The sequence below is a fragment of the Gemmatimonadota bacterium genome (assembly GCA_022560615.1).
Taxonomy (GTDB): Bacteria; Gemmatimonadota; Gemmatimonadetes; order Longimicrobiales; family Gaopeijiaceae; genus UBA1138.
In genome coordinates, this window is the sequence record JADFSR010000001.1 from 246,719 (window position 1) to 272,005 (window position 25,287).

The window sequence follows — 25,287 nt, forward strand, 5'->3', positions numbered from 1 at the left end:
TCCCGTCCCGTGTCGTGACTACGGTAACAGCAGAGTCCGCCGGGGCACGCTGGGTGATCGGTGTCCTTTCCGTCGTCGTGTTCGCCGCTGTGCTCATCGTACTCTACGCCATGCCGGGGCGCGGCCCGGAACCCAGTGCGCCCGGAGTGCTGGCAACGGTGAACGCCGTCCTCAACGGAGGTGCGGCGTGTTTCCTGCTAATCGGCTACGCGTTCATTCGTAACGAAAACGTCAAAGCCCACAGAATCTGCATGGTCAGCGCTTTCGTTCTGTCGTCGCTCTTCCTCGTCACCTACCTGCTTCATCACGCCCAGGTCGGCTCCGTTCACTTCCAGCACGAGGGGTGGATCCGCGGCGTGTACTTCGCCGTGCTCGTGCCGCACGTCACGCTGGCGGCGCTGATCGTTCCGCTCGCGCTTCTCACGATCTATCGCGGTTGGACCGAGCGCATTGCGCTGCATCGCAAGATCGCGCGCTGGACGCTACCGCTCTGGCTTTATGTTTCCGTGAGCGGCGTCGCCGTCTACGTCATGCTGTATCATCTGTAACCGGATCGTGAGACGCATTCGGCGGTAGTGCCGTGCGAGCCGCGTCAGCGAGTGATCGGATCAGCCGGCACCCTGGATATACTGCCGAAGTTGGGAGTTCTCCTCCTCCGCCATCACCCGGCACGCGTTCACGAGGTCGCCGATCGAGATGATGCCGGCGAGTCGATCCCCTTCCATGACCGGCAGGTGACGAATCTTGCTCTCGGTCATCACGTCCATCATTTCGGCGAGTTGATCCTCGGGCCTCGCCGTGATCAACTCCCGCGTCATCACGCTACCCACCTGGATCGAACCGAGCTCACCCGGGTTTCGTGCAGTGAGACGCAGTATGTCGCGCTCGGTTAGGATGCCCGTCGGACGCTCACCGTCCATGACCACCAGTCCGCCAATATTGTGGTCTACGAGGACCTGAGCAGCGTCAAGCACACTCTTGGATTCCGTGATCGTGACGACGTCATGGCCCTTGCTGCGAAGGATCTCCTCGATCTTCATGGCTACCTCCCGGACACGGATACTTCGTTTTCGCTAGTAGATCGGCTCGATCGGCCTTCCGCGAAGCAGTCGGTCCCACGCCTTCGGGTTGTGTGACCTGAGCATGAAGAGCGCCATGGCCGTCGCGGTCAGAATGTTCCCAACCAAGATTCGACCGAAACCGATCGCGGAGACGACGCCGGGCATGAAGGTGTTGGCCGAGATCAGGAACCCTCCCTCGATGACCAGGAAGAGTAGCGCCATCACGCGCGCGGGGTGGTGAGAGTGCAGCTCCACCTCATAGACCAAGATCGAGAACGCGATCCCTAGCGCGCCGAAAGCGCCCATATGGATCATGGTGAAATATGCGACCAGGTCGAGCCGGATCTCGGTGACGGCCTCCGGCGTCATCCCCAGGAACAAGACACTGCCCATGAGGGATGGAGTGTAGAACGGTTGGCCGGCAACGGTGTCGACCAACAGAAAGAAGAGCCCCAGCACCGACCCGCCGATCGCCGCGGAATAGAACGCGTCATACAGTAGGTCCTCGAGCTTGGTGGGACCCTCTCTCTGTCCCTCTCGGCGCTCGTCATGGACAGCCGGGTTCTCCATCGCGGACGCTCCTTTGCGACGGTTCCCGGCCAGGCCCGGTACACCTGTCGGGGACCTCGATATCGTAGCCTACTGCGCAGAGGGTGCGCCCCACAAGTGCAGGCGGCACCGGACGATCCCCGAGCGGGACGCGGGCGCGGCTCGACGCGCGGCCGGGGGCCGGCTCAGGTAGCAGAAGCCTCTGCGGCGCTCTCCGAGTGCACCCATCGTTTGAAGACGACGACGACGCCCACGAACAGGATCCAGGCGGTACCGATCTTCATGATCGCGCCGCCGAACTGTTGATCGTTGAGGGCGTCACCACCAGGCGGCGGCGCCAACTCGTAGATCGAGTAGATCGGATGCTCGCTGAAGATCATCATCGCGAACGGCGGACGAATCAGGAACGCGTTGAGCGCCAGGTAGGCGATCTTGCCGAGCGGGTGGAATCCGGGGCGATGGGGTACGGGCGCGATGACCGGCCACCAGAAGATCAGCCCGCCCGCGAACCACGCGGCGTCCAGCAGGAACGAGCCCAACTGGGTGGGCATGAGGGAGTCGACCACGCCGGGCCAGTGGGTGACCGTCATGACGATGTTGAAGATGAAGAATGCGCTCACGGGGCTCGTGACTTCCTCGAGCATGGAGAGCGTGCGCGGACGAGTCAGGAGGCCATCGTACGCCTTCGGCGGGAGTGAGAGCAGGAGCAACGCGGGCGCCGCGAGGCCCACGGCCAGGAACTGGATCATGTGCACGCTCGCGAGATAGCCGGCGCCGAGCGGGCCGAGCGGCCAATCCAGCGATGCCCACAGGAGAAATACGCCGAGCCCGAACGCCAACCGACGCCAGCGCGTGGTCCGGTCCGACTCCGGGTCAGCGGACGGACGCCGCACGAGACGACGATACGCCAGCACGAGCAGCACCACACCGACCCAGACGCCCAGCAGAGGCCGCCAGGTCCAGGTCCAAGGCTGCTGCTGCGCGAAGCACCACCACTGCATCGCCTCAGAAACCTTCCACGAGCAGCGGCAGGTCGTGAGCCCAATCCGCCTGCCGCACGCCGAAAGGGTACCGGACGTGGGCCAGCCCGTCCGGACCGAACGCCAGGACCGCGGCGGGGTGCCCGACCATCGGCTCCGAGCCGTGCTCCCCCGGGATGACGGCGACTCCGGGCAGCATCATCGACGACAGCGCGGCGTTGATATCGTCCAGAGACCCCCGAAGCCCGATGAAGGCCCGGTTGAAGTTGTCCAGCCACGAACGCAGTCTCTCGGGCGTGTCCCGCTCGGGATCCGTAGAGACGAAGACGACCTTGGTGCGATCGCGTACCTCGGGCGGCAGATCCCCGAATACAGCGCCCAGGTTCGCCATGTGGACCGGGCAGACGTCCGGACAGTGCGTGTAGCCGAAGAAGAGGAGCGTCAGGTACCCGTTGGTTTCCGCTCTCAGATCGAACGCTTCACCGTTCGTATCGGTGAGCGTGAGGTCCGGCTTCGCGATCGGCGTGTCCATGACCCAACCCCGCAGCTCGCCCACATTGCCACCCTCCGCCGGCACGCCACACGCCGAGACCGAGATGCCGACAAGCGTGACCAGGAGAAGGCTCCTCGCCTTCGCATCACTGCGACGTGACATCGGTGCCTCCCCCTCCTTGATAGACGAACTCGAACGTCAGACAGCCTGCCTGCGGGCCCGGGCAATAGTACCCCAGGATCCGGAGCTTGGCGTACCGCCCGTCCGCTGTGCGGACGGCCCACACGGTGGGCCGTGGCTCCAGGATGTGGCTCGTCCAATTGTAGTTGTACCAACGCTCGATCGCCGCGTTCGTCGTATCGCCGGGTTGGGGCGAGCCGATGTATCCGGTCGACGGCACCTCCGAGACCGAGTCGTATTCGACGCCGCCCAGCTCGAGCAAGCCGCCGTCACCCGCGAAGGCCCTTCCTCCGTTGGCAACGATCCTGTGTCGCAGAAATGCGAGGTCCCAATCCATCGGGCCGGGGGCCTCGACCACCGAGGCACGAGAAAAGTCGAAAAAGCGCCAGCCCTCCTCCCCTGTCGCGTCTACGGTTACGGTGTCGGGCCCCAATGTGGCCGCGCCCACGTCGGTGGGAGCCGGCGTCGTGGCCACGAAGGTGGGGATGTTCCTGCGGCCCAGCGACGCCACGACGAACAGAACCGCTCCGAGCGCGAGAACGCCCACGAGCGCAAGAGTAACACGATCGTGGGCGAGAAACTCGAGACGCTTCACGGAGTCCGCGAGCGACCCGCCGCCCGGGTGTGAGAGCACTACTCGTCGTAGCCCAGGAATCGACCCAGATGTCTCAGGTACACAGCTAGCGCCAGCCCCAGGACGATGAAGACCGTTCCCTGGATGAAGCCGCCGGCCCTGTCCGCGGCGGCGTTCAGCTCCCACGCACCGTAACCCAGGCAGAAGACGATCGCGGTCGTGATCAGGAAGCGGTGGAAGTGGACGAGTGACATCGTTGAACGCTAGAACTCCCTGATCACCACGAGGACGAGGATGATCGCCAACGGAATCGGCGAGGCAGCCAAGATCCAGAGCCGCCTGGGCTCGAAGCGGAGGTGCATGAAGTAGAGCGCCACCAGATAGGCCTTCCAAAGAGCCATGAGGATCAGGCCCACCGCGAGCCAGACCTGGGGTAGGTCGGCGAACATCGCGAACAGCACCTCAAGGACCGTGAGAACGGCGAGCACCACAAATACGAGCATGTACGGTGGAGCCTTGTGCTCTTCCCCGGTTGCCATGCGCCCTCCTCTTGGGCTGAGCGGTCGACCTGACCGCTATATCAGATAAACGACCGTGAACAGGAGGATCCAGACCAGGTCCACGAAGTGCCAGTAGAGACCCATGATCTCCACGCCGCCGAGATCGCCGGCGGTGTAGGCACCTTTGCGGGCGCGCCACAATGTGAAGCACAGGCAGAGTACTCCGATGGACACGTGTGCGCCGTGGAAGCCGGTCATCGTGTAGAAGGTGGCGCCGTAGAGCGGACCTCCGATCACCGCGCTCCCTTCGGCCGCCCCTCGAGCAATGGCGTGGTACGATTCGGCCATCGGCACGAAGCCCTCGCTGGACAGGATCGTGTACTCCACCGCCTGCACGCCGACGAAGAAGGCCCCGAGCAGGATCGTGCCGAGAAGCCACTTCTGCAGACCCTTCTGGTCTCCCTGCTCAATCGCCGCGAACGCCTTCACCATCGTGACGCTCGAGCAGATGAGCACGAAGGTGTTGAAGGCGGTGAGCGGTACGTTGAGCACGACCCCGGGCGCGGCGAAGGCCTCCGGGTGCGCGAAGCGCAGGATGATGTACGACCCGATCAGGCCGGTAAAGAACATGACCTCCGAGAGCAGGAACACCCACATCCCGAGCTTGAGGTGGTAGACCTTCATTCCGGCCATGGGGGCCCGGTCAGCGGTCATCGTCGTCATACCTCAGCTCCCTCCGGAGTCGGGGTAGGTTCGGGAACACCTCTCGACGGGCCGGGACCCTCGCGGGGGGGCGTCGTCTGCGGCAGGAAGTCGTCGTCGGATTCGGGTGAGCTGTACTCGTACGGACCGCGGTAGACCGTCGGCATCCGCGCAAAATTCCCGTGCGGCGGCGGCGACGGAACCGACCACTCGAGCGTGTTGGAATTCCAGGGGTTGTCGCCCGCCTTCTTGCCCTTGAAGATGCTCCAGAAGAAGTTGATGACGAAGAGCACCTGCGTCGCGATCAGCGCGAACGCGAAGACCGAAATGAACTGGTTCATCGGTTCAAGCTCCTGCAGGAACTCGTACTGCCTGAAGTCGTAGATCCGCCGCATCATCCCCTGCAGTCCCAAGTTGTGCATGGGGAAGAAGACGAGGTTGTAGAAGATGAACGACATGACCCAGTGCACCTTGCCCAGCGGCTCGTTCATCATCCGTCCGAACATCTTCGGGAACCAAAAGGTGATTCCGGCGAAGATCGCGAACAGGCTACCGCCGAAGAGCACGTAGTGGAGGTGCGCGACGATGAAGTAGGTGTCGTGGATGTAGACATCCACCGGCGTCGAGGCCATGAAGATCCCGGACAGTCCGCCGATGATGAACATCGACACGAAGGAGAGCGCGTGCAGCATCGGCACATCGAAGTGGATGTCGGCCTTCCACAACGTCCCGAGCCAGTTGAACGTCTTGATCGCCGACGGAACCGCGATCGCCATGGTCGAGATCATGAACGAGGTGCCCAGCAGCGGGTTCATGCCGCTCTGGAACATGTGGTGTCCCCATACGATCCAGCCCAGGAACCCGATGCTGATCAGCGCGAGCACCATCGAGTGATATCCGAAGATGGGCTTACGAGCCCGGTTCGAGAGCACCTCGGACGTGATCCCCATCGCGGGTAGGATGAGGATGTAGACCTCAGGGTGCCCGAAGAACCAGAAGAGGTGCTGCCACAGTAGCGGCTCACCGCCCACATCGGCCCGGAAGAACCCGGTCCCGATGGTCTGATCGAACAGGAGCATGATCAGCGCGCCCGCCAGGATCGGAATCGCCAACAGGACGAGCACCGCCGTGACGAAAAGCGACCACGTCGCCAGAGGAATACGAAACCAGGTCATGCCCGGCGCGCGCAGGTTGATGACGGTGGTGATGTAGTTCACGGCTCCAACGAGCGACGAGAAGCCAAGAATCGTCAGGCTCACGAGCCAGAGCTGTTGCCCGAGGTATACCCCAGTCCATTCGCCCGACGTGCTCAGCGGCGCGTATGCCGTCCAGCCAGCACCGGCAGCACCTCCCTCGACCCAGAAGCTCGCGAGCATGAGCATGCCTGCGGGGACCGCGAGCCAGAATGACGCCATGTTCAGGCGCGGGAAAGCCATGTCCTCGGCGCCGATCTGCAGCGGGATGAGGAGGTTGCCGAAGAGCCCCACCAGCAGCGGCATGATCGCGAAGAAGATCATGATCGTGCCGTGCATCGTCACCAGGGAGTTGTAGAACTCTGGCAGCATGATCGCGCCATCCGGCGTCGGCGCCATCATCGCGTCCGGCAGGATCCCGCCACCCGGCATCGGCTGGCCCGGGAAGCCGAGCTGCCAACGCATCATGCTCGCGAGCGCACCACCGACCACGAGGAAGAAGAGGCTCAGGAACATGAACTGCTTCGCGATCATCTTGTGGTCGGTGGCGAAGACGTATCGGCGAATCCAGGGGATCTCGTGGTGGTCGTGCTGCCCACCAGCGACGATCGCGCCCGCGATCTCTTGTTCGGTCGTGCTCATGTGGCCTTCCGGTCAAAACCGTTTTTCGTGTGACGTTGGTTCCCCATGTGGACGCTCCACCATGGCCGCGGTTAGGGGCGCTGCTGCGCCTGGGCGGTTGCCCAAGCCTGAAAGTCTGCCGCCGTGTGGATCGTGAGCGTCCCGCTCATGGTGTAGTGACCAATTCCGCACAGCTCGGCACAGCCGATCGTGTAGTCACCGGTCGCGGTCGCTTCGAACCAGACCGCGATGTCCCTGCCCGGAATGGCATCCTGCTTCACGCGCATCTCGGGCAGGAATAGTGAATGCAGCACATCCTCGGCGCGGAGGTGGATCCACACGGGCCGATCGACCGGGGCATGGATCTGATTCCGGACCACGAAGTCGTCGGCAGTCCCGAGGGCGCCGTCGGGCCCGGGGTAGGTCACGTTCCACTCGAACTGCTTGGCGGTCACGATGATCTCCATCGAGCCGGGCGGAACCTCGGATTTCATCCGGTCCCACACGCCTTTGCTCGCGATGCCGATCCCGAGACAGATAACGAGTGTACCCAAGGTCCACACAAGCTCTAACTTGTTGCTCCCGTGGTCGTACGTGGCCTTTCGCCCTTCCTTGTGGCGATACCTGACGAGGAAGTAGATGAGCGCACTCTCCGTGAGGACGAAGATGACGCCGGTGATCCACAGGATGACGTAGTAGATCCTGTCGACGTCGTCCGAGAACGTCGAGAAGGCTTCCGGGAGCATCCAGCTCCAATTCATAGTTGTCTCCGGCCGTGAGGCTCAGGACCTACCCGTCCGAAATCCCCTACTGAGGGTCCACCGTCCGGTGGCCCTGGGGATGCATCAGGTCGATCGGCTCGCCGAGCGGAACATGAGCCGCTGACATGTCCGAGTTGAACTCGAACGAGAGCTCGGCGGTCTCGCCCGTCACGACCGTGATGCTCTGGGTGATGGTCCCGTACATCTCGTGCCATGCCTCGACCACGTAGTCGCCGGGTGGCAGCCCTTGCAACGAGACCGATCCGTCCGTACCGGTGACCGCGAAGTACGGATGGTCCACGACGCCGATGTAAGCCGACATCCAGCCGTGCACGTTGCAGATCAACGGCACCATGATCTCGGCCGTCGCGAACGAGCGGTTCGTCTCCATGACGACCGGCTGACTCACGTTGAACGGCCGGTTCTCGGTCGGCGACGCGTTGATGTTGTGCAGGATCCCGTCGCTGTTGACTATGGTGTAGTCCTGCCCTGTCTGCACGCCGAGGACGTGGGGCGTGTACATGCAGCCGTCCTGGTCCAAGGCCACCCGCTCGGTGGGCGTCGGGAAGTCCATGCCCTCGAGGCCTTCCTTCACGTACACGAAGACGTTCGCGAGGCCACCGCCGTCGCCCACGATCACGGTCTCTGCCGTCGGAGTCATCGCATGCTTCGACGCGCAGACCGCCTCGTCGGACATGTCGATCTCGGCCATGGCCGGAGCCATGCCGGAGAAGGTGACCATGCCCGACGCGTGCCCGACCGTAGCCGGGTCGACGGGGGACGCCGCCGGCGCCGACTCACCTCCGGCGGAGGCGCCCGAGCCACCACCCTCATCCCCTCCACATCCCGCCACCGCCAACAGCGCGGTGACGAAGGCGACGCGCCCGGTCTTCCAAACTCTCTCAATCATGCTGCCTCCGTACGTCATTAGGTCGTGTGTGTATCCATGTCCCGATCATAGCGCTGAGGCCGGCGATCGCCAGGAACCCCGCGATGACCGTCCACCAGACGCCCAGGTCCGAATGTCCGGCGTCCCAACCGGCGCTGGCACTCCGGTAGGCTGCGAACGCCATCCCGAGCCAAGCGACGCCCACGCCCATCCCGAAAGCCAGTTCAACGGACTTCGTCAACCTGAACCTTGGCAGTCGCCTTGTTATTCCGGCGCTCGCTCCACTCGCCTCCCACTGCGCTTGCCGGATCACAAGCAAACCGAACAAGAGCGTGAGCACCAGAGCGATCGGGGGCGCCACGTAGACCGACATCGGGGTCGGTTGCTCGAGGAACAGGAAGTACCACGTGCTCACCGCCCCCTGGTTTCCACTTTCGCCGTTGTCCCCATCCCACGCTTGGAACGCCACCGGCACCGTCTGGCCCACGGGGAAGACGAGATCCTCGGCCCCACCGGTGTCGAGCGACCTCACGAAGAGGACCCTCCACTCGCCGTCGGAGTGTTCCGCCTCTGCCCTCACGTGCTGTTCACCGTCGGGCTGAGGAACCGCGGTGCCCATGCCGCGCGCGATGCTCTCCAACGCGTCCGGAACGTCGCTCCGCCACGTCCAGGTGTTCGTCGGTCGGCGCGTGTCTCCCTGGAGGAAGTACGGACGCTCCATGCCGTCCGACAGCGTCACCGGGAACTGGACGACGAGCTGGTCGGGCGCTCCCGAAGCCGTCGCCGCGCCCTCATCGCCCGGCCCCATGGTCTCGATCATCCGCTGCCCGAAGTCCGCCCAATCCGGGTCGGGGCTCGCGGACGGATCGGTCCACGAGACGAGCAAGGCCAGCTCCTGTCCGTCGTGTAGGGCCTGGACCCACACGCCGCGGACGCGGGGGTTGAACCAGCGCGGCTTCACCACGATCTGGCCCACGAGAGGCACGTAGATGGCCTCTACCGCCTGCCAAGCCTCATCGCTCAGGGTCTCAGGAACGGTGCCGCCGATGATTCGCTTGGCCGAGACGACCTCGCGCACCTCGGGGAACTCCTCGGGTGACAGGCTGCGCACGTAGTGGGCGATGCCCCACAGGTCGTCGTCCGTGATCACATCGGCGATCTCGGAGAACGCCGGCATCGGCGTGCCGTCGAGACCCGTGCGCAGAACCCGGTAGATCTCCTCCACCGAGCCGCCACCGTTGAACGTCCAGTTCGCGGTCAGGTCGGCCGCGAAGATCGGGAAGCCGGCGTCGTCGCTCAGCGTCGCTGCCGACTCCCCGTCGCCACGGCCCTCCTGGCCGTGACAGCGCCAGCACTCGACGATGGTCTCGTAGACCTCCCGGCCACGAGCGATCGCCTCGTCCGTGCCGCGGGTAGCGCGGCTGAATTCGAGTTTTGCCGGCGCTTCGCCTTGGAAAAAGCGCGAGAAGGTCTTGAGATAATCGACCAGGGCGAGGCGCTCGCCCTGGGTGAGCACGTCCTCCCAGCCCGGCATCGCGGTACCGGGCATGCCCTGGTCGATCACCTTGAGCATGTCGGCGTCGGTGGGCAGCTCGCCGGTAGCGGTGGTCCGAACCTGGTAGAGCGCGAGCGTGAAGTCCCGAGGTCGCGGCAGCATCGTGTTGGCCGCCGGGCCGTTTCCGGTGCCGTCCTCACCGTGGCAGCCCGCACACCATTCTACGTATACGCCCTCGCCGTCCACTTGAGCCGCGACAGTCGCGGGCACGAGCGGGACCGCCACGAGCGCGAGTGCCAGGGACGCGGCCGCGAGACGCGCATCACACAACAACGGCAGCGCGAGGCGCATCATTGCCCCGCCCCCTCGGTGCCTTCACCGCCTTCGGTCTCCTCCCACGCCCGGGGCGAGTGCCCCGTTTGCTCATACAGAAAGATGATGACCGACCAGATCTCGTCGGCCGTCAGGAAGTTCTCCCACGCAGGCATCGCCGAGTTCCATGGCGCGCCTTCGTTCGGGAGGCCAGGCCCACCCGTCGCGATGCGCCAAAAGACGAAGCTCTCGGTGAGCTGCGCGATGGTGCCGACGTCCTGGAAATTGAGCGGCGCGGGGTTGAAGCCCGGCGCGTAGTGGCCGCGTCCCCTGAGCGCGTCGCCGTGACACGCGACACAGTTCTGGTAATAGACACGCTTGCCCTCTTCATAGTGCTCATCTAGCGATCCAGCGGTCCTGAGAGGGTTTTCGAGCCCGGTCAGCTCGATCGTCTCTCCCTGGAAGGGGATCGAGCTCGGGGGCGCCGGATGGATCGCGCGGAAGCTCGGCGGCGCCGACATGTCCGGGCGTGCGCGCCCGTACGCGATGAACGCCATCAGGAGCGGGACCGCGACCAGGAGCACCCCACGGGCGACCTTGCGGTCGGGGCGGACCAGAACCTCGTGGATCGGCTTCTTGAAGTCGGTCCAACGCTGCTCGTTGTCGCTCACCCATAGCAGGATTCCCACCATGACCGTGACCAGGTACTGGAGCACGACGGTGTTGGGTACCGGCGCGCTCGCGACTCCGAAGAGCGGCGGGATGTAGGGGATCCCGAACTCGATCAGCGCGTAGGCGACGGCCAGGATCGCGATCGCCTGCCGGAACGGGGTTCTCAACCAGCCCATGTCAGCCCCCCTGCCCGGAGAGGAACTGGACCAGCACTTCGAGTTGCCGCGCCGATATCATGTCGACGAGTGTCGGGGGCATTTGGCCCAGAACCTCTTCGTAGCCGTCCGCGGCCTCGGCCATCGGATCGAGGATCGACCGTCGGATGCGGTCCGAGTCGATGCGGTCTCCCATTCCGTCGAACGGCGGGCCGATCTCGACTCCTTCCCCGTCGAGTATGTGACATCCGAAGCACAGATTGGCGCGCATGATCTCGAGCGGATCCAGCGACGCGGTGAGGGGACCGCCGGAAGGTGGCGCGGCCGCGTCGGCCTCCGCGGCGCTAGCAACGTCCCCGCCGGTCACGGTGACCGCGCCGCCCTGGTCCTGCAAAAACGCCACCAGCGCCCAGATCTGGGCGCCGGAGAACACCCGCGCCTGGAACACCATGGGGTCGAAGCCCTCGAGCACGTACGCGGTCGGGCTGGTGAGGGACTCGTAGATGTACGTCTTGCAGTCCACCCCCGGGACTCGGGTCCCGCAGCGCTGACCGATCGTGCCCTCACCCCCGTGATCGGTGAGCAGGTTCGGAGCACGCGTTTCGAGGCCGTGGCAAACGAGGCAGCCGCCGCCACCGTTGAAGAGTTCCCGGCCGGCCTCCACGAGCTCCGCTTCCGTGACGTCCGCCGAGAAGCTGAGCTCCTCGGGAACCACGGACTCGAGCTGCGGAATCGCGTTCGCGACCCACGTATAGAGGACGAGCGTGCCGAGCACCACACCGAGAACCTTCAGGTTCGTCATCGGCTCAGTCCCCGGTCGCGGGTACGGGGGACGGCACCGAGCCCACCCCGGAGATCACCGGCTTCTCCGCCAGGCCTCCGATCCAGAAGATGAAGGACACCATCCCCAGGAACATCAGCACACAAGCCGAGATCACTATGGCGGCATAGCCCAGCGCCGGCGTGGCCGCGTCGACGCTCGTATCCCGCATGACCTCATAGATGTGCCAATGCTGCCGGATTCCGCTGCGCGCGAATCCCATGAGCCCCATGAGCCACGTAAACGTGACCGCCAGAATCAGGAGCGCGTATTGTGCGCGATCCGGCATCTCGCCCCAGCGGATCTCACCCCTGGACTCGGCTCCCCGCATCATCAAGACGTCGATCGTGAGGACGCCGGTGATCGTCGTGAGCACCGCGAGCACCTGATAGACGCTGAAGCCGATGCGGGTGAGCGCCGGTACGAAGTAGCCGTAGACGCCGTAGAAGAGCACCACCGCCGCCGAGATCACGAACAGCGCCCCCTGGATCGTAGTGCCCCTCCGAGCCCACGAAATCGTCGGACGCTTGTTCGCCCTCCGGTAAAGCAGGAAGGACAGGAAGGTCGTGAGGATCATCAGATTCACGGCGGTGTTCTTGGCGCTCATGACGCCCAGAACCCCGAGGAACGGATGGAACTGGCCGCCCATAGCGGTAAGCTCGTCCCGGCTCGCGATCATGTTGCGCGGCGTCGCCCATACGATGACCCCGAGGACGAGCACCGCGAGCATCCACTTGGTGTAGGGCTGGAAGCGCTCGGCGCCGGGAATGCGCCCCATGCCGACCCACAGGTAGTAGTTTCCCGCCAGGAAGAGCACGCCGATCAGGAAGGCCTGCACGACCCAAAGCCAGCTCATGAAGCCACCCATCATCGTGGTGCCCATCTGCTGGTTGAATTCGTAGATCTCCCTGCCCAAGTAGTAGCCGGCGAAGGGGAGCACGATCAGCGCGCTGATCGCGACGAAGTTCCCGATATAGCCCATCCAGTCGTAGTGGGCCCGCTCCTCCTCGGTCTCTGAATTCAGGAAGCGAAACGCAGCGTATGCACCGACGATCGCTCCGCCGAAGACGATGTTCGCGATGAATCTGTGGATGTTGATCGGCATCCATGTGGCGTTCGCGAACGCGCTCCAGAACCGGACCATGTCCGGCGCGGTGTCGGGGGTGACCTCCGCCGGCGGGCTCATCATGTAGGTCACCCAGGAGTTGGCGATGACCATCACGATCGTGCCCCAGATGTTCAGCAGGACGCCGAGCCCCCAGTGGCCCCACTTCGCGCGTCCTTTCTTCCAATGGTCCCAGCCGTAGTAGTACAGGTAGAGCGTGAACGACTCGAAGAAGAAGACCCCGACGTAGACCCACATCGACGGAGCGAAGATCTCGGCGAGGTAACCCCACACCCGCGGGTACAGCGTGATGAGCGCGAAGACCAGCACCGCGCCCCAGATGGCAGTGGCCGAGTAGGAGATGAGAAGCAGCCGGGTGAACTCCTTGGCCAACTTGTCGAAGCGCTCTTCCTTGTTGACCATGCCGATCAACTCCGCGACCACCGCGAACATCGGCACGCCGAGCACGAAAGCGGCGAAGAAGAGATGGAGCTGCGCGGCGATCCACACCGCGGCCCGCGATCCGATGAGGGGAAAGTCACCGTACTCCCGGGGCGTGTAGCCCTGAGCGAGCAGTGGGTCCGCCAGCAGCGCTAGCAGGGCTACCACCCCACCCGCGCACAGCAACGGCAGCGCCGTCCGCCGCAGGATTCGAGCGAGCGACGTACGCTCAGGCATCGACACCCTTTCCTTGTGAGCCACCTCCGTCGTCCGAACGCAGGAAGAAGGGGAGCTTCTTGGAGAAGTCTACGGGCATCGAGCGACGCACCTCAGCCATGACTTCGAGGTCGACTGCGGAATAACCGCGCTTTCTCGCGAACTCTTCGACCCGGTTGGTGACGACGCCTCGAACGAAGCTCGGAATCCGCTCCAGCCGTTGCCGCGCCTCGGGCGTCCACTCGAGCGCCGTCTCGGTCGCCTGACCGTACGTGATCGGGCGCTGGCGCTGGACGAGCGGCCGATCGCCCGGCGGGTCGTACACACACGACTCGTCGCTTCCCAGCAGGTCGCCGGACTGGGCGTACGCGCGGGCGCGACACCCACCGCACACCTCGCGGTACTCGCAGCGCCCACACTTACCGCTGAGCTCTCCCTCGCGGAGCGCGCCGAAGACGGGGGAAGATGTCCACACCTCGCGGAACGATTCACGCGTGAGATCACCCGCGACCGTCGGAAGGTACGGGCACGGTGTGACCTTCCCCTCCGGCGTGATGCGACAGTAGTGGACGCCGCACGGGCAGCGCGTCTCGTAGTTGAGGAGTCCCGACTCGACTCCGGCCTCGAGAACGTGGCGCATCAGCTGTGGCTGGCACTTGGAGCGGACCATGAGACGGCCGCGATACTCCTGCTCGAGCGAGAGCAGCTCGGCGAGGACCTCCTCGTTCTCCCTCGGCGTCAGCCCCTGCATTCCCTCGCCGCGCCCGGTAGGAACGAGAAAATAGAGGTTGAACGAGACCGCACCCTTTTCCGCCGTCCAGGCTACCAGGTCGGAAAGCTCGTCGCGGTTCCCCCTCGTGAGGCTGGTCTGGATGACGAAGTCCAGCTCGTGCCGCACGAGGCGGTCCACCGCGGCGAGCGTTCCTTCGAGCGCGCCGACTCCGTGGCGGAATCGATCGTGATACGTCGGATTGAGGGAGTCCACGCTCACCGCCACGCCCCGCACACCGGCTGCCTTCAGAGAGTCGATGCGCTCGTGCGTGAGGCCGATCCCGTTCGTGCCCACCACGACCGTAGCCCCCGCCGAGGCGGCGCGCTCCGCGATAGACTCCAGGTCGTCGCGCAGAAGAGGCTCGCCACCGCTGAGGATGAGCAGCATCGACGGGTTCACCGCTAGCAGATCGTCGAGAATGCGGAAGCACTCAGCGGTGGACAGCTCACCCTCGGTCCCGTGCCAGGCCCCTGCCGAGATGTAGCAGTGGGAGCACTCGAGGTTGCAGCGGCGCGTGAGGTTCCAGGCGACCACGTGGGGAAGAAGTGTTCCTCCGGCGCTGGTGTCCACCGGGTCGCCCCACGGCAGCGCCGAGCCAGAGGCCGGCGGAAAGTCGACGACCGGCAGCGGCGGCACGCGCGAGGCGGCGCTCCCCATGCCTGACGTGCCGGTGTCCGCTACGCTCACTCCGAAGCGCCCTCGTCCTTCATGTACTCCTCGACCGCGGCCTTCGCTTGCTCCGGAGTGGCGGTCTTGAAGTCGATCGGGCACTCCTCCACAGCCTCGGCGACGTCGCGGATCGGGCAGCGCGTGACGCCGCTCGCCTTGGCCTCCTCGATGAATCGCCTCATCTCCGGAGTCAGGCCGTCGACACCTTCGGCCGCGGCTTTGAGCTGCTTGGACTGGAGCTCGCGGAACATGACGAGCATCGTGTCCATGTCGAACTCGTCGGCCTCGATCATCGCGTCCTTGTTCTCGTCCATGACGAGCGTCGTGACGCGCCAGAAGCCGTGCCCTCGTGCGAATCGCTCCACTGTGTTGCGCGCCAGCGGCCGCGCGATGAGCGGCACGGCGCGGAGGCGCTGGAAGGCCTCGTTGGTCCAGGCGACGGGATCCGCCTCGGTCCGCTCACGGGTCTGCACCTGACCGGTGTAAGGGCACGCCGTGGAGATCATCGGTACGTCCGCCTCAGGGTCGGCGTCGCTTCCTTCGACGTGCGTCCGCTTCATCGCCTCTTCGGCCTTGACCTCCGCAAGCGCCAGCTCTTCCGCCGTCCCAATGCCCATGATGAGCTGCATGTGGGTGGGGAGGAGCTTGGTGATCGCCTCATCGAGCCGGTCGCCGGTCACGAGGGGACGCTGGTCGATGCCGAGTGGCGGAACCGCAACCATGGGCTCGTCAGCGCTCGGCGCGGACGTGCCGTTGCTCGCCGATGCGCCGTCGCCCTCCGCCTTGCCGTTTTGTGCCCGCGCGCCCGCCAGGAGCGCCTCCGCGCGACGGCTGCCGTTGGTCGCCACGTTGTCCTCGCGGTACGTCCCGTTGGCGCCCTCGCCGTAGTTGTCGAGAACGAACTCTTCCACCGCCCGCCGCGCGATTCCCAGCGCGAAGGGCGGAACCCTGAGGATGCGCACCTCGGCATCCGGCGCCCACTCGAGTCCGGTCTCGCCGTCCTCCTCGATCCACGGAATGTCCTCGGGCCCAACGTTCTGAATCCCGACCAGCAGGACGCTGGTGTCGGTCAGGCGAATGAGGTTGTCAGCCTGGGAGCCGAGGTCCGTCCCCTCGATCCGATGGCTGCCGTGGCGCGCTATGACGAGTACCGCGGGCTCGATCTCCTTGGCCCAGCGGAGGATACAGTCGAAGGGCTTGCCGACCAGGATCTGAGTCTCGACCGGCACGTCGGGGAACTCTTCGGCCAGGACCTGCCCGCGCTTCAGGTTGGCCTTGCAGAGCTTCAGCAGCCCCTTGTCGATGATGTTGTTGTGGAGCTCTTCCTGCTCCTCGAACTTGAAGACCTTCGACGCCGCGACCGACAGCACGTCTTTGATGTTCCCGAAGACGACGTGGTGGTACTCCACGTCGAACGCCGAGCATATGTAGAGCGACGCGTCGAACTCCTGGGCCATCTCGAGCGCGACTCGCAGCGCCTTGTAGCTGTAGGCGGACCCGTCGACGCACACCATCATCTTGCCGTCCTGGAGCGGACGGTCGTTGCGGATGATGAGGGCGTCTTTTTCCACCTTGCGCAGCACGCGTGCGACGACCCCACCGAGCTGGGAGAACTCCTGCCGGCCGATCCCGTGCGCACCCATGATCAGGAGGTCGTAGTCGCGACCGCTGGTGCCCGCGAGCTTGTCGTCCGGGTCCTCGTCTTCCGCGACCAGCCTGCCGTCCTCGCCCAGGATGACGTCGCCTCGCACCGTGGCCCCGCCGTCGTACTTGTCGGCGATGTTGGGGTCGAACCCGATCAGGCTCGGCAGTCGACCCTCGCCACCGTTGGTCTCCCTGATGATCTCCTCGTAGTTGATCCCCTCGAGGAGCTGACGCGCGAGCGGAACGTCGGCCGCCTTGCACAGCTTCTCGGTCTGGTCGAGGAACGAGTCGGAGATCAACTGCAGGCCCTTCTCGATGAGCTTGTCGTGGATCTTGCGCTGCCGCTTGATCTCCTTGGCCGTCTGGAACCGCGCCGGGAGCCCGGTCTCCAGCTGCCGGAAGCGGACATCGTGAAGCCGCGCGGCGTAGACGTGGTTTCCGGTGATTCGACCTTCCGTGCGGCGACAGAGCTCGATCGCTCGGGCGACCGCCCAGTTGGAGGGATCGGAGTTGTCGACCGGAACCAGAATCTCTTTATACATGGCACCCCTTGGTTGTCTGCAACACACACGCACGGGTGCCCACAACGCCAGACCGTCGCTCTCGGGTCTCGGCGCCCCCTATATACAGCGGCCTGGGCCACTTCGGGCGACCGTGCTGGTTCTGCGTTTTATGTCCGGTGGCCTACTAGGCGAACTGCCCCCACCGGTTCTTAACTAGATGTTGAGGAGGCTCGGGCAGGCGCGCTCGACCAGCCGATCCGGCCCGAAGGGGGCTAGTATGGGATGGCCACCAAGAGGTTGTCAACCGTCCCCCAAGAGCCCCAAAGCCCCCCACCAACGGCCTGATCTAAAAGTCTGAAGTGACCCACGACAAGCCGCAGGATACGCGGGCGCGCGCGCCCGTCAGGCCCTTCTCGACACCCCGAGCGATCCTGTCAGCCGACCGGCCAGAACCCAGGTCGCGACCGCCATGACCACACCCCAGACCCCCAGGGCCGTACCTCCACCGACCGCCGTCATCATGCTCATCGAAAGCAGCGCCTCGTGGAGCGCGCGAAACGGAGCCACGCTCTCTACAGCGGCCCCGAGGGATCCCGGCACGGGCGTGCGGAACACTCCGGACGCGTGCAGGAGTAGCAGGGTACTGACCGCGGAAAAGAGGGCCGCCTCCGCGAGCGACCGGGTCGCGGCGGCCACGAGCACGCCTAGGAGGTTCGCGACCCACACCGTGGCCGCGAGCGCCACGAAGGCCACGAGGAACGCGCGCGGACCCGCACCCGCCCCGACAGCGGCCACCGCGAGCGCGGGCCCCAGCTGTAGCACGTCGAGCACAGCTCCGGCGGCTGTCCGCTGCAGAAAATAGCTGGCAGGCGGGACTCCGGCTCGGAGCACACGTCCCGATAGGCCGGACTCGCCGTCACGAACGAGGGGGATCGCGGACCCGAAAGCGCTGAAGATCGCGAACAGCACCGTGTAGACCGCCGCCGCGTGCACCGCCGGCGCCGCACCCATGGCGACCGGCAGGACAAGAAGTAGGGGCACCACGACGTTGAGGACGAAGAGCCGCCTGCGCGCGGTGGCGATGCGCCACTCGAGCTCCCACACGATGGCGGTCATCCGTCGAGCTCCGCGCCGGTGACGCTCCGAAAGACCGCGGCCAGGCCGACATTCCGTACCGCGACGCCGCGGATCCGGGCTCCGGCCGCCACGAGCGCCCGGCACGCATCGGGGAGCGCGGCCTGGCCGCGCTCGCTCTCGAGCACGAGCGGATCTCCGCCATCCACGAGGGTGATCCCTTCACCGAGGACGAGCTCGGCGCTGTCAACTGGTCTGTCGAGCGTGAACTCGAAACGCGTGACGTCCGGCATCGCGGCGAGCAGCTCGTCGGGGCTTCCTCCGGCGACGACGCGGGCATCGTGGATGAACACGATCCGATCCGCGAGCTGGGGAAGGAGATCAAGATCGTGGCTGGCCATCACCACCGTGCCCCCTTCAGCGGATCGCTCTCGCAGCAGGTCGGCGAGCGCCTCGCGCGAGTCCAGGTCCAGACCAACGAACGGCTCGTCGAGGAGCGTGAGCGTCGGCCGGTGCGCGAGCGCCTCCACCAGGAGCAGCTTACGTCGAGCCCCGAACGAGTAGGTCGAGACCGGTCGAGAGGCGTCCTCGGCGAGGCCCAGCCGATCGAATTGCTCCCGAACAGCGGCCTCGGCCTCTTCGCGACTGAGGCCTGCGGCTCTCGCGAAGAACACCGCGTTGTGTGTGCCGGAGAGAGACTCGAAGTGGCACGCCTCCTCGCCCGCATAACCCATCGCCACACGCCCTGCCGCGTTCCGGCGGGAGGGCAGGTGGAGCACGCCGGCGTCGGGAGCGATGTCCCGCGCCAGGAGCCTGAGCAGGGTGCTCTTCCCGGCCCCGTTCGGTCCGACGAGCGCCACAATCTCCCCTGAGCGGCCTTCCAGATCGATGCCGTCGAGCGCCGGGGCGCCGGAGTCGTAGCGGTAGCTCAGCCCCTCGGCATGGACCACCGGGTCGAACGCCGGGTCGAACGCCGGATCGGAGCCCCGGTCGGCGTCGGGGCCGGCGTCGGGGCCAGACACGCCCTACATGCCCTCCAGGCCCAGGTCGCTTCGGGCCCGATCCATGACCTCGGGCGTGATCATATGGATCTCGCGCTCCATGGCGTAGTCGGCGTAGATGCGCTTGACCATGCCGCGCACGAAGCGGGGAACGTTCTCTAGGCGCTCGGTCGCCTCCGTAGACCAGGTCACGGGTCCAGTCGTGGCGGGGGGTGTCGCCGGGGCCTCGAAGGCGTCCTCACGAGGCGAGTCCATACCCATGCGGGTCTGCTGCATCGGCTGCTCCGGGACCGTTCGGCCGCCGATCTCTACACCCAGCGAGGTGATCAGCTGCGTCTCCATGGGGTTGGTCAGAAGTGCCATCTCCCGCTTGCAACCGGGGCAGGTGAAGATCGCCGTGAGGGTGCCGTCGCCGGGAAGCTGTCGCTCGGCGAAGGCCATCACCTCGTCGCAGGTCAGGCAGAGAAACTTCATGAAGCTGCCTCGCGCCCCCCGACGCCTCGTTCCACTCGATCGGCCAGGGCCTGGAAGGCCTTCCCGAATAGGGAATCGTCGCTCGCGCCCGGGGGGTCGCCGCCGTCGGTACGGGCCCCCATTCCGGGGTCGAACGGGATCTCCGCCCACAGCTCCAGGCCCGTGGACTCCGTCAGGCGCCGGATGCCGTCACCGGAGAAGAGCGGGAGCGGCCGCACCGCACCCGGCGAAGCGTATCCGGACATGTTGCCCACGACGCCGATCGACTCCACTCCCGCCTCCTGGAGCATAGCCACCGAGCGCGACACGACCGAGAGCGCCACCTCCGAGGGAATCGTGACCACGAGGACGCTCGCAGGATTGGGAACCAGGTCGAGGAACCGCCCGATCTTGTCGGTGCCCGGCGGAATGTCGATCAGCAGATAGTCCAGCTCGCCCCAGACGACATCCGAAAGGAATTCCCGCAGCACCGCGGCCTCGGTCAGGCCCAGCCATACGACGCGGTCCGAGTCGGGACCTTTCCAGCGGAGCGGAGCGTCCTCCTTCAGCAAGAGCTCGGTCGAGATCCCGAGCACACCAGCGGCCCCGGCCGGTGGCACCACCCCATCGGGACCGTCCACGAGCCTGCTCCCCAGAAGACCCAGCATGCGGCCGAGCGAAGGCCCGTTGAGATCCGCGTCCACGACGCCGACGCGAGCGCCTCGCCGGGTGAGCGATACCGCGAGGTTGGCGGTCACCGCGCTCTTGCCGACACCTCCCTTGCCGCTCGCGATCGCGATGACCGCGCCGATCGTCTCAAGGCGAGCCGAGACTTTGGCGTGCTGCGCGAGCACTTGTTCCAGGAGCTGGGAGCCCGTCTCGTGCGACACCTCGGCATACCCCCGAACCTTGCGTGGCTCACCGGCCGTGTGACCCATCTACGGGACCAACAGCGTGCCCGAGGCGTCGAGAACCTCCAGGGCGTCGACCGGACACGACTTGCAAGAGCCCAGAACGTCCTCGTGCGCTGTCCCGTTCGTGTCGGCGCAAAAGATCGCGATCCCTTCGTCGTCGAGCTCGAACAGATCGGGCGCAACCTCGATGCATGTCTCGAACCCGACGCAGAGCAGCCGGTCGATCCGGACCGTCACACCGGCGACTTTACGTTCTTGCGAGTCCATCGATCGTCTTCGGGTTTTCGCGCTGGCCCCTGCCATGCGCATGAGGGACACCATCGCCACTCGGCATTGGGAAGAAGAGCCGTGATGACCGGACGTCGGACTAGTACGGTAGAACAAAAACAGGCGGGACACTCACGCGCCGGGCGCAGCAGCAGCCCCGCGGCGAACCAGATGAGTCCGACACGCAAGAAGACCAGCCCTCCAAAGACGACTGCCGCTCCTACCGAGACATCCACTCCATCCTCCCTCGTAGCGCAAGTGGCGGTTCTACGCCGCGCCTCCTCCGCTCGCTCGCTCCGCGCTCGTGATACGCACACCGACCACGCGGAACATGAGTCGTCCCAGCAACGGCAGGAGAATGGCTGCGCCCACCATCGCCAGCGCCACGGACTGAACAGGTCCCATGAATGTCAGGATGACCAGTCGCAGCACCGCGAAGGCCCCCATGAAGGCCGCGTAGTGGAGCAGCAGGCCTGCGATCTGACGCCCGCCCCCTCCTCCTTCGATGTTGATGGCCGCGCCGCCCAGGTAGAGGGCGGCGAGGATCGGGAACAACGCCATTGCAGGAAGCCAAACGATCACTCGGGTTCTCCTCGCATACGGTCCACTAACCCATCACGTACCCGCATCCTACTACCTGCGCGCAGCGGATCACAAGCCGACACTCGCAGGGTCACGGCCACCGTAACGCGGGCGCGTCGGAGAAACGTGCACGCCTACCTGTACTCGCGGTAGACACGGCCGAAGGGTATTGAGCTGGGCGGCGGTGCGACAGAGGCGGTTCAGCGCTGTCTGCGACGTTCAGCGAGACCGCGGGCCAGGGGGCCGACGAGCCCGCCGACGGTGATTCCGATGACGGTGAGGACACCGATCGGCCCCAGGTGATCGAGTGGGTTGACGTCCGAGATCAGGGCCCCCGACACCGACGTCGCCGCGAAGCCGGCGCCCCAGATGAGCGCGCTCGCCAACGTCCACTTGAGCACGCTCTGGGTCCCGGGATCCAGTTCACTCCAACTCATCCGCACGTCCTTTGGCTCTCGTGAGTAGCTCCATCGGTGACGCTGTCGCCTCCATAGCCCACTCCGCAAGACCCACGCACAGCCCGAAGCACGCGCGAGTCCCGCGGCCCGTCCCCCATCCCGATCACCCTTCTACGGCGCGGCTTCGCGTAGCACGCCCATCAGCGCGTCCACGTCTTCGAGGTCGTTGTACACGTTCGGCGCGAGCCGGAGCGCCGTGCCGCGCAGCGAGGCCGAGACATTGCGGTCCGCGAGTGCCTGCTTGAGCGAGGCGAGATCGACACCCCCGGGCATGCGCAGACCGAAGAGGTGGCTGCTTCTCCACCGTTCGTCCTCGAACGAATATCCGAGCTCGCCCGCCTCGACGAGCATCTCCCTCGTCAGCTCGGCGCAATACGCCTGAATCCGCTCGGGCGTCCACTCGAGGAGGAGCTCGAGGCTCGCTGCTGCGATGGGGAGCAGAAAGAAGTTCGCGCGCTCGGCGGCGTCGTAGCGGACCGCGCCCCGCTGATACGCATCCTGATAGTCGACCAGCTGTTGGAAGTCCTCGCTGTTGGCGCGCGCGATCCAAGTCTCTTCGAGCGGCACGCCGTCGTCGAAGCGGGGACCGAAGTACGCGAGCGACACCGAATACGGGCCGAGCAGCCATTTGTACGTCGCGCAGATGAGCACGTCGGGCTGCACCGCCTCAACGTCGAAGGGCATCGCCCCGACCGACTGCGTGGCGTCTACGACGAAGGCCGCGCCCACGTCGCGGCATCGCCGACCGACTTCGACTAGATCGAAGAGCGTGCCATCCGTCCAATGCACGTGCGGGACCGCTACGACAGCCGTGGATGCATCGATGGCTTCGAGAAGACGCTCGTTCCAAGCAGCGCCCCGACCGGCTCCTTCGGGCGGTGTGACCACGCGAAGCTCGGCGCCGGATTCGGATACGAGCCTGTGCCATGAGTAGACGTTGCCGGGAAACTGTTCGTGCGTCAGCACGATATTCTGTCGCGCCTCGACTGGGAGGTTTCTAGCTGCGGTCGCGACGGCGTACGACACGCCGGGCTGGATCGCGATGCGACGGGGGTCTCCCGCATTCACCAACTGCGAGAAGAGCGCGCGTAGCCCGTCGGCGTCCCAGAAGTCGTCCGGCGCCACGATGCTCGTCGGCACACGCTTCCTGGTCAGAGCCTCAACGCCTGCGCGTTCGGAGGCTCGCGGCAACGGACCCATGTACGCGCAGTTGAAGTAGTGTGCGTCGCGCGGTAGCTGGAAGGCTGCTCGCTGGCAGGTGAGCGCCGGAAGGGCAGCCGTAAGGCTACTCGTCATCGCTCGGACAATCCGGGTATAGGCCCATGCTCTCGATCACTTGCTTGAGTTCGGCATAGATGTCTTCCGGGGGCTCCGCGTCGCGGTTCTCGAGCCACGGTCCGCATCTCTCACCGTTCGCGAAGGAGCCCGTGTATCGGATACGGCCGTTCTCGTGGTAGACGATGAGCTCACCCTCCCAGATCCCGTCCATGAGCTCACCCCGGAGTTGTTGCATTTCGGGATCGGTCTCGAACATGCGGAAGACACGACCGGTGTACGGAACGAGCGTCTCGGGATCGACGTATGTGCTGTCCCGGATCGCGAGCTCGTCCAGCGAACGAGGAGGAGTCGCCTCGGCACACCCTGAAAGGAACACGATCAGTAGAGCTAGGCGGAGCATATAGGCCGGCGGGGGTCGAGAATGACGTGCCCTCGGGTGATACCGGAGTCGCCCCTCCCGGATCCGATGCCGGCACACGGCCGCGTTCGTCAACGGGCGAATGAGCCCGTACAATCTTCCCTCGAGTCGGACCCGAGCAATAGTCTTCCAGGTTGAGCACCATGAAAAAGATGACCACCGGTTACCAGTTGATCGCCCTCGTTTCCCTCGTCGCGACCGCCGCCTGCGGCGGGAACGACTCTGGTGCGGTCGCCGAGAGCGAAGCCGACCTGGTCGAACGCGCGCGTGGCATCCACGAGCGAGTGATCACCCTCGACACGCACAACGACATCAGCCCGGCGAACTTCACCGCCGAGCGCAACTACACGATGGCACTTCCCACGCAGGTGAACCTCCCGAAGATGGAGGCGGGCGGCTTCGACGTATCCTGGATGATCGTCTATGTGGGTCAGGGGGATCTGACCCCTGAGGGATACGCGAGCGCGCATCAACAGGCGCTCGAGAAGTTCGAGGCGGTCCATCGGCTCACTGAAGAGATCGCGCCGGACCGGATCGAGCTCGCACTGACGTCTGACGACGTGCGGCGCATCGTCGGGGCGGGCAAGAAGGTCGCGATGATCGGGGTTGAGAACGCGTATTCAATCGGTACTGACATCTCTAACATCGAGCGGTTCCACGAGATGGGCGCTCGCTACATGTCGCTCGCGCACAACGGGCACAGCCAACTCGCGGACTCGAACACCGGCGAGCGGGACGACGTCTGGCTGCACGGTGGTCTCAGCGAGCTTGGACGCCAGGCGATCGCAGAGATGAACAGGCTCGGTATCATGATCGACCTCTCGCATCCTTCGAAAGAAGCGAACATGCAGACTCTAGACCTGTCCCGGGCGCCGGTCATCGCGTCGCATTCGGCAGCACGCGCAGTGGGAGACGTGAGCCGCAATCTGGACGACGAGCAGCTCATGGCGCTCAAGGAGAACGGCGGCGTGGTGCAGACCGTCGCGTTCCGGGGTTACGTGAACCCCGAAAAGAACAACGCCAACCGAGAGGCGCGCACCGCGTTGGAGCGGAGTGTCGCCGACGAGATGGGCGTCGAGCTGGTAGACCGGGGCGGGCGCTTCAGGATGAGCGCTGAAGATCGCGACGCATACGATGCGGCCTTCCAGCCGGTTCAGGAGGCCGTCGAGGCGCGAATGGAAGCTGAAGTGACTGCCGTCGCCCCGCCCGTCGACGTCTCCGACTTCGTCGACCACATCGACTATCTCGTGAGCCTCATCGGCGTCGAGCACGTCGGCATCAGCTCCGACTTCGACGGGGGAGGCGGTGTCGAAGGGTGGAACGACGCGTCGGAGACGTTCAACGTGACGCTCGAGCTCGTACGCCGCGGCTACACCGAGCAGCAGATCGGGATGCTGTGGAGCGGCAACCTGCTGCGGGTGTTGGACGACGTACAGGCGGTGGCGGCGGAGATGCAGTCCGAGGGCTGAGCCGCGCCCTTCGCGCGTACGTACGGCGGACGTGGAGGTGCGCGTGTTCAGCGTGCTGTCGTCCGT

Annotated in this window: 28 protein-coding genes; 2 read left to right on the forward strand and 26 right to left on the reverse strand. The window is 65.4% G+C overall.

Annotated features, from left to right (window positions below; genetic code table 11):
• Window positions 1-14: 14 nt before the first annotated feature.
• Window positions 15-548: a DUF420 domain-containing protein gene (locus tag IIB36_01115; GenBank protein ID MCH7530345.1), complete on the forward strand. Its 534-nt coding sequence runs from the start codon at window positions 15-17 to the stop codon at window positions 546-548.
• 60 nt (window positions 549-608) lie between these two features.
• Here the strand turns inward: IIB36_01115 and IIB36_01120 are convergent, their stop codons facing one another.
• The 26 genes from IIB36_01120 to IIB36_01245 all read right to left on the reverse strand — a co-directional run bounded on the left by IIB36_01120 (window position 609) and on the right by IIB36_01245 (window position 23,734).
• Window positions 609-1,040 carry a CBS domain-containing protein gene (locus IIB36_01120; GenBank protein MCH7530346.1) on the reverse strand — a complete coding sequence of 144 codons (432 nt, stop codon included), beginning with the start codon at window positions 1,038-1,040 and terminating at the stop codon, window positions 609-611.
• Between the two features lie 33 nt (window positions 1,041-1,073).
• Window positions 1,074-1,631: a hypothetical protein gene (locus tag IIB36_01125; GenBank protein ID MCH7530347.1), complete on the reverse strand. Its 558-nt coding sequence runs from the start codon at window positions 1,629-1,631 to the stop codon at window positions 1,074-1,076.
• 164 nt (window positions 1,632-1,795) lie between these two features.
• Complete coding sequence (locus tag IIB36_01130) at window positions 1,796-2,611, reverse strand: cytochrome c oxidase assembly protein (protein MCH7530348.1); 816 nt, start codon at window positions 2,609-2,611, stop codon at window positions 1,796-1,798.
• Window positions 2,612-2,615: 4 nt separating this feature from the next.
• On the reverse strand, window positions 2,616-3,245 hold the full coding sequence (locus tag IIB36_01135; GenBank protein ID MCH7530349.1) for an SCO family protein: 630 nt from the start codon (window positions 3,243-3,245) through the stop codon (window positions 2,616-2,618).
• Entirely contained in the window at window positions 3,229-3,897 is a 669-nt protein-coding gene (locus tag IIB36_01140) for an HmuY family protein (GenBank protein MCH7530350.1), read from the reverse strand. Before IIB36_01140 ends, IIB36_01135 begins: the two co-directional genes overlap by 17 nt.
• Complete coding sequence (locus IIB36_01145) at window positions 3,897-4,091, reverse strand: hypothetical protein (GenBank protein MCH7530351.1); 195 nt, start codon at window positions 4,089-4,091, stop codon at window positions 3,897-3,899. Before IIB36_01145 ends, IIB36_01140 begins: the two co-directional genes overlap by 1 nt.
• Window positions 4,092-4,100: 9 nt before the next feature.
• Window positions 4,101-4,376 carry a cytochrome C oxidase subunit IV family protein gene (locus IIB36_01150; protein MCH7530352.1) on the reverse strand — a complete coding sequence of 92 codons (276 nt, stop codon included), beginning with the start codon at window positions 4,374-4,376 and terminating at the stop codon, window positions 4,101-4,103.
• Between the two features lie 36 nt (window positions 4,377-4,412).
• Complete coding sequence (locus IIB36_01155) at window positions 4,413-5,060, reverse strand: heme-copper oxidase subunit III (protein MCH7530353.1); 648 nt, start codon at window positions 5,058-5,060, stop codon at window positions 4,413-4,415.
• The gene (locus IIB36_01160) at window positions 5,057-6,874 is read right to left on the reverse strand and encodes a cbb3-type cytochrome c oxidase subunit I (protein ID MCH7530354.1); all 1,818 of its coding nucleotides are present in this window, start codon (window positions 6,872-6,874) and stop codon (window positions 5,057-5,059) included. Before IIB36_01160 ends, IIB36_01155 begins: the two co-directional genes overlap by 4 nt.
• 71 nt (window positions 6,875-6,945) lie before the next feature.
• Window positions 6,946-7,614, reverse strand: coding sequence for a cytochrome c oxidase subunit II (coxB, locus tag IIB36_01165; protein MCH7530355.1), 669 nt, complete (start codon window positions 7,612-7,614; stop codon window positions 6,946-6,948).
• A gap of 46 nt (window positions 7,615-7,660) precedes the next feature.
• The gene (locus IIB36_01170) at window positions 7,661-8,524 is read right to left on the reverse strand and encodes a hypothetical protein (protein MCH7530356.1); all 864 of its coding nucleotides are present in this window, start codon (window positions 8,522-8,524) and stop codon (window positions 7,661-7,663) included.
• Window positions 8,517-10,352 (reverse strand): c-type cytochrome, encoded by a 1,836-nt coding sequence (locus IIB36_01175; GenBank protein ID MCH7530357.1) that lies wholly within the window; start codon window positions 10,350-10,352, stop codon window positions 8,517-8,519. Before IIB36_01175 ends, IIB36_01170 begins: the two co-directional genes overlap by 8 nt.
• Window positions 10,349-11,158, reverse strand: coding sequence for a cytochrome c (locus IIB36_01180; protein MCH7530358.1), 810 nt, complete (start codon window positions 11,156-11,158; stop codon window positions 10,349-10,351). The genes IIB36_01175 and IIB36_01180 overlap by 4 nt, the downstream gene beginning before the upstream one ends.
• Window position 11,159: 1 nt before the next feature.
• Window positions 11,160-11,939 carry a c-type cytochrome gene (locus IIB36_01185; GenBank protein ID MCH7530359.1) on the reverse strand — a complete coding sequence of 260 codons (780 nt, stop codon included), beginning with the start codon at window positions 11,937-11,939 and terminating at the stop codon, window positions 11,160-11,162.
• Window positions 11,940-11,943: 4 nt separating this feature from the next.
• Window positions 11,944-13,740, reverse strand: a complete 1,797-nt coding sequence (locus IIB36_01190; protein MCH7530360.1) for a cytochrome ubiquinol oxidase subunit I — start codon at window positions 13,738-13,740, stop codon at window positions 11,944-11,946.
• Entirely contained in the window at window positions 13,733-15,178 is a 1,446-nt protein-coding gene (locus tag IIB36_01195) for a radical SAM protein (protein ID MCH7530361.1), read from the reverse strand. The genes IIB36_01190 and IIB36_01195 overlap by 8 nt, the downstream gene beginning before the upstream one ends.
• Complete coding sequence (locus IIB36_01200) at window positions 15,175-17,346, reverse strand: universal stress protein (GenBank protein MCH7530362.1); 2,172 nt, start codon at window positions 17,344-17,346, stop codon at window positions 15,175-15,177. The genes IIB36_01195 and IIB36_01200 overlap by 4 nt, the downstream gene beginning before the upstream one ends.
• Before the next feature lie 363 nt (window positions 17,347-17,709).
• Window positions 17,710-18,423: an ABC transporter permease gene (locus IIB36_01205; GenBank protein MCH7530363.1), complete on the reverse strand. Its 714-nt coding sequence runs from the start codon at window positions 18,421-18,423 to the stop codon at window positions 17,710-17,712.
• Window positions 18,420-19,403, reverse strand: a complete 984-nt coding sequence (locus IIB36_01210; protein MCH7530364.1) for an ABC transporter ATP-binding protein — start codon at window positions 19,401-19,403, stop codon at window positions 18,420-18,422. Before IIB36_01210 ends, IIB36_01205 begins: the two co-directional genes overlap by 4 nt.
• A 3-nt stretch (window positions 19,404-19,406) precedes the next feature.
• Window positions 19,407-19,856 (reverse strand): PCP reductase family protein, encoded by a 450-nt coding sequence (locus tag IIB36_01215; GenBank protein ID MCH7530365.1) that lies wholly within the window; start codon window positions 19,854-19,856, stop codon window positions 19,407-19,409.
• Window positions 19,853-20,773 carry a P-loop NTPase gene (locus IIB36_01220; GenBank protein ID MCH7530366.1) on the reverse strand — a complete coding sequence of 307 codons (921 nt, stop codon included), beginning with the start codon at window positions 20,771-20,773 and terminating at the stop codon, window positions 19,853-19,855. Before IIB36_01220 ends, IIB36_01215 begins: the two co-directional genes overlap by 4 nt.
• Window positions 20,774-21,016 (reverse strand): ferredoxin, encoded by a 243-nt coding sequence (locus IIB36_01225; GenBank protein MCH7530367.1) that lies wholly within the window; start codon window positions 21,014-21,016, stop codon window positions 20,774-20,776.
• A 267-nt stretch (window positions 21,017-21,283) separates the two neighbouring features.
• The gene (locus IIB36_01230; protein MCH7530368.1) at window positions 21,284-21,598 is read right to left on the reverse strand and encodes a hypothetical protein; all 315 of its coding nucleotides are present in this window, start codon (window positions 21,596-21,598) and stop codon (window positions 21,284-21,286) included.
• Between the two features lie 200 nt (window positions 21,599-21,798).
• Window positions 21,799-22,035 (reverse strand): hypothetical protein, encoded by a 237-nt coding sequence (locus IIB36_01235; protein ID MCH7530369.1) that lies wholly within the window; start codon window positions 22,033-22,035, stop codon window positions 21,799-21,801.
• Window positions 22,036-22,167: 132 nt separating this feature from the next.
• The gene (locus IIB36_01240) at window positions 22,168-23,352 is read right to left on the reverse strand and encodes an aminotransferase class V-fold PLP-dependent enzyme (GenBank protein ID MCH7530370.1); all 1,185 of its coding nucleotides are present in this window, start codon (window positions 23,350-23,352) and stop codon (window positions 22,168-22,170) included.
• Window positions 23,342-23,734, reverse strand: coding sequence for a hypothetical protein (locus tag IIB36_01245; protein ID MCH7530371.1), 393 nt, complete (start codon window positions 23,732-23,734; stop codon window positions 23,342-23,344). The genes IIB36_01240 and IIB36_01245 overlap by 11 nt, the downstream gene beginning before the upstream one ends.
• Window positions 23,735-23,904: 170 nt before the next feature.
• Here IIB36_01245 and IIB36_01250 point away from each other — a divergent pair, with 170 nt between their 5' ends.
• The gene (locus IIB36_01250; protein ID MCH7530372.1) at window positions 23,905-25,221 is read left to right on the forward strand and encodes a dipeptidase; all 1,317 of its coding nucleotides are present in this window, start codon (window positions 23,905-23,907) and stop codon (window positions 25,219-25,221) included.
• The last annotated feature ends 66 nt before the right edge of the window (window positions 25,222-25,287 follow it).

What these genes read in the sequence shown, in the direction of transcription:
- IIB36_01225 (MCH7530367.1), bottom strand. Translation starts at nt 21,016, where the DNA reads ATGGACTCGCAAGAACGTAAAGTCGCCGGTGTGACGGTCCGGATCGAC.
- IIB36_01120 (MCH7530346.1), bottom strand. Translation starts at nt 1,040, where the DNA reads ATGAAGATCGAGGAGATCCTTCGCAGCAAGGGCCATGACGTCGTCACG.
- IIB36_01170 (MCH7530356.1), bottom strand. Translation starts at nt 8,524, where the DNA reads ATGATTGAGAGAGTTTGGAAGACCGGGCGCGTCGCCTTCGTCACCGCG.
- IIB36_01185 (MCH7530359.1), bottom strand. Translation starts at nt 11,939, where the DNA reads ATGACGAACCTGAAGGTTCTCGGTGTGGTGCTCGGCACGCTCGTCCTC.
- coxB (MCH7530355.1), bottom strand. Translation starts at nt 7,614, where the DNA reads ATGAATTGGAGCTGGATGCTCCCGGAAGCCTTCTCGACGTTCTCGGAC.
- IIB36_01145 (MCH7530351.1), bottom strand. Translation starts at nt 4,091, where the DNA reads ATGTCACTCGTCCACTTCCACCGCTTCCTGATCACGACCGCGATCGTC.
- IIB36_01200 (MCH7530362.1), bottom strand. Translation starts at nt 17,346, where the DNA reads ATGTATAAAGAGATTCTGGTTCCGGTCGACAACTCCGATCCCTCCAAC.
- IIB36_01250 (MCH7530372.1), top strand. Translation starts at nt 23,905, where the DNA reads ATGACCACCGGTTACCAGTTGATCGCCCTCGTTTCCCTCGTCGCGACC.
- IIB36_01180 (MCH7530358.1), bottom strand. Translation starts at nt 11,158, where the DNA reads ATGGGCTGGTTGAGAACCCCGTTCCGGCAGGCGATCGCGATCCTGGCC.
- IIB36_01215 (MCH7530365.1), bottom strand. Translation starts at nt 19,856, where the DNA reads ATGAAGTTTCTCTGCCTGACCTGCGACGAGGTGATGGCCTTCGCCGAG.
- IIB36_01160 (MCH7530354.1), bottom strand. Translation starts at nt 6,874, where the DNA reads ATGAGCACGACCGAACAAGAGATCGCGGGCGCGATCGTCGCTGGTGGG.
- IIB36_01150 (MCH7530352.1), bottom strand. Translation starts at nt 4,376, where the DNA reads ATGGCAACCGGGGAAGAGCACAAGGCTCCACCGTACATGCTCGTATTT.
- IIB36_01235 (MCH7530369.1), bottom strand. Translation starts at nt 22,035, where the DNA reads ATGAGTTGGAGTGAACTGGATCCCGGGACCCAGAGCGTGCTCAAGTGG.
- IIB36_01175 (MCH7530357.1), bottom strand. Translation starts at nt 10,352, where the DNA reads ATGATGCGCCTCGCGCTGCCGTTGTTGTGTGATGCGCGTCTCGCGGCC.
- IIB36_01245 (MCH7530371.1), bottom strand. Translation starts at nt 23,734, where the DNA reads ATGCTCCGCCTAGCTCTACTGATCGTGTTCCTTTCAGGGTGTGCCGAG.
- IIB36_01205 (MCH7530363.1), bottom strand. Translation starts at nt 18,423, where the DNA reads ATGACCGCCATCGTGTGGGAGCTCGAGTGGCGCATCGCCACCGCGCGC.
- IIB36_01130 (MCH7530348.1), bottom strand. Translation starts at nt 2,611, where the DNA reads ATGCAGTGGTGGTGCTTCGCGCAGCAGCAGCCTTGGACCTGGACCTGG.
- IIB36_01155 (MCH7530353.1), bottom strand. Translation starts at nt 5,060, where the DNA reads ATGACGACGATGACCGCTGACCGGGCCCCCATGGCCGGAATGAAGGTC.
- IIB36_01190 (MCH7530360.1), bottom strand. Translation starts at nt 13,740, where the DNA reads ATGCCTGAGCGTACGTCGCTCGCTCGAATCCTGCGGCGGACGGCGCTG.
- IIB36_01240 (MCH7530370.1), bottom strand. Translation starts at nt 23,352, where the DNA reads ATGACGAGTAGCCTTACGGCTGCCCTTCCGGCGCTCACCTGCCAGCGA.
- IIB36_01220 (MCH7530366.1), bottom strand. Translation starts at nt 20,773, where the DNA reads ATGGGTCACACGGCCGGTGAGCCACGCAAGGTTCGGGGGTATGCCGAG.
- IIB36_01125 (MCH7530347.1), bottom strand. Translation starts at nt 1,631, where the DNA reads ATGGAGAACCCGGCTGTCCATGACGAGCGCCGAGAGGGACAGAGAGAG.
- IIB36_01135 (MCH7530349.1), bottom strand. Translation starts at nt 3,245, where the DNA reads ATGTCACGTCGCAGTGATGCGAAGGCGAGGAGCCTTCTCCTGGTCACG.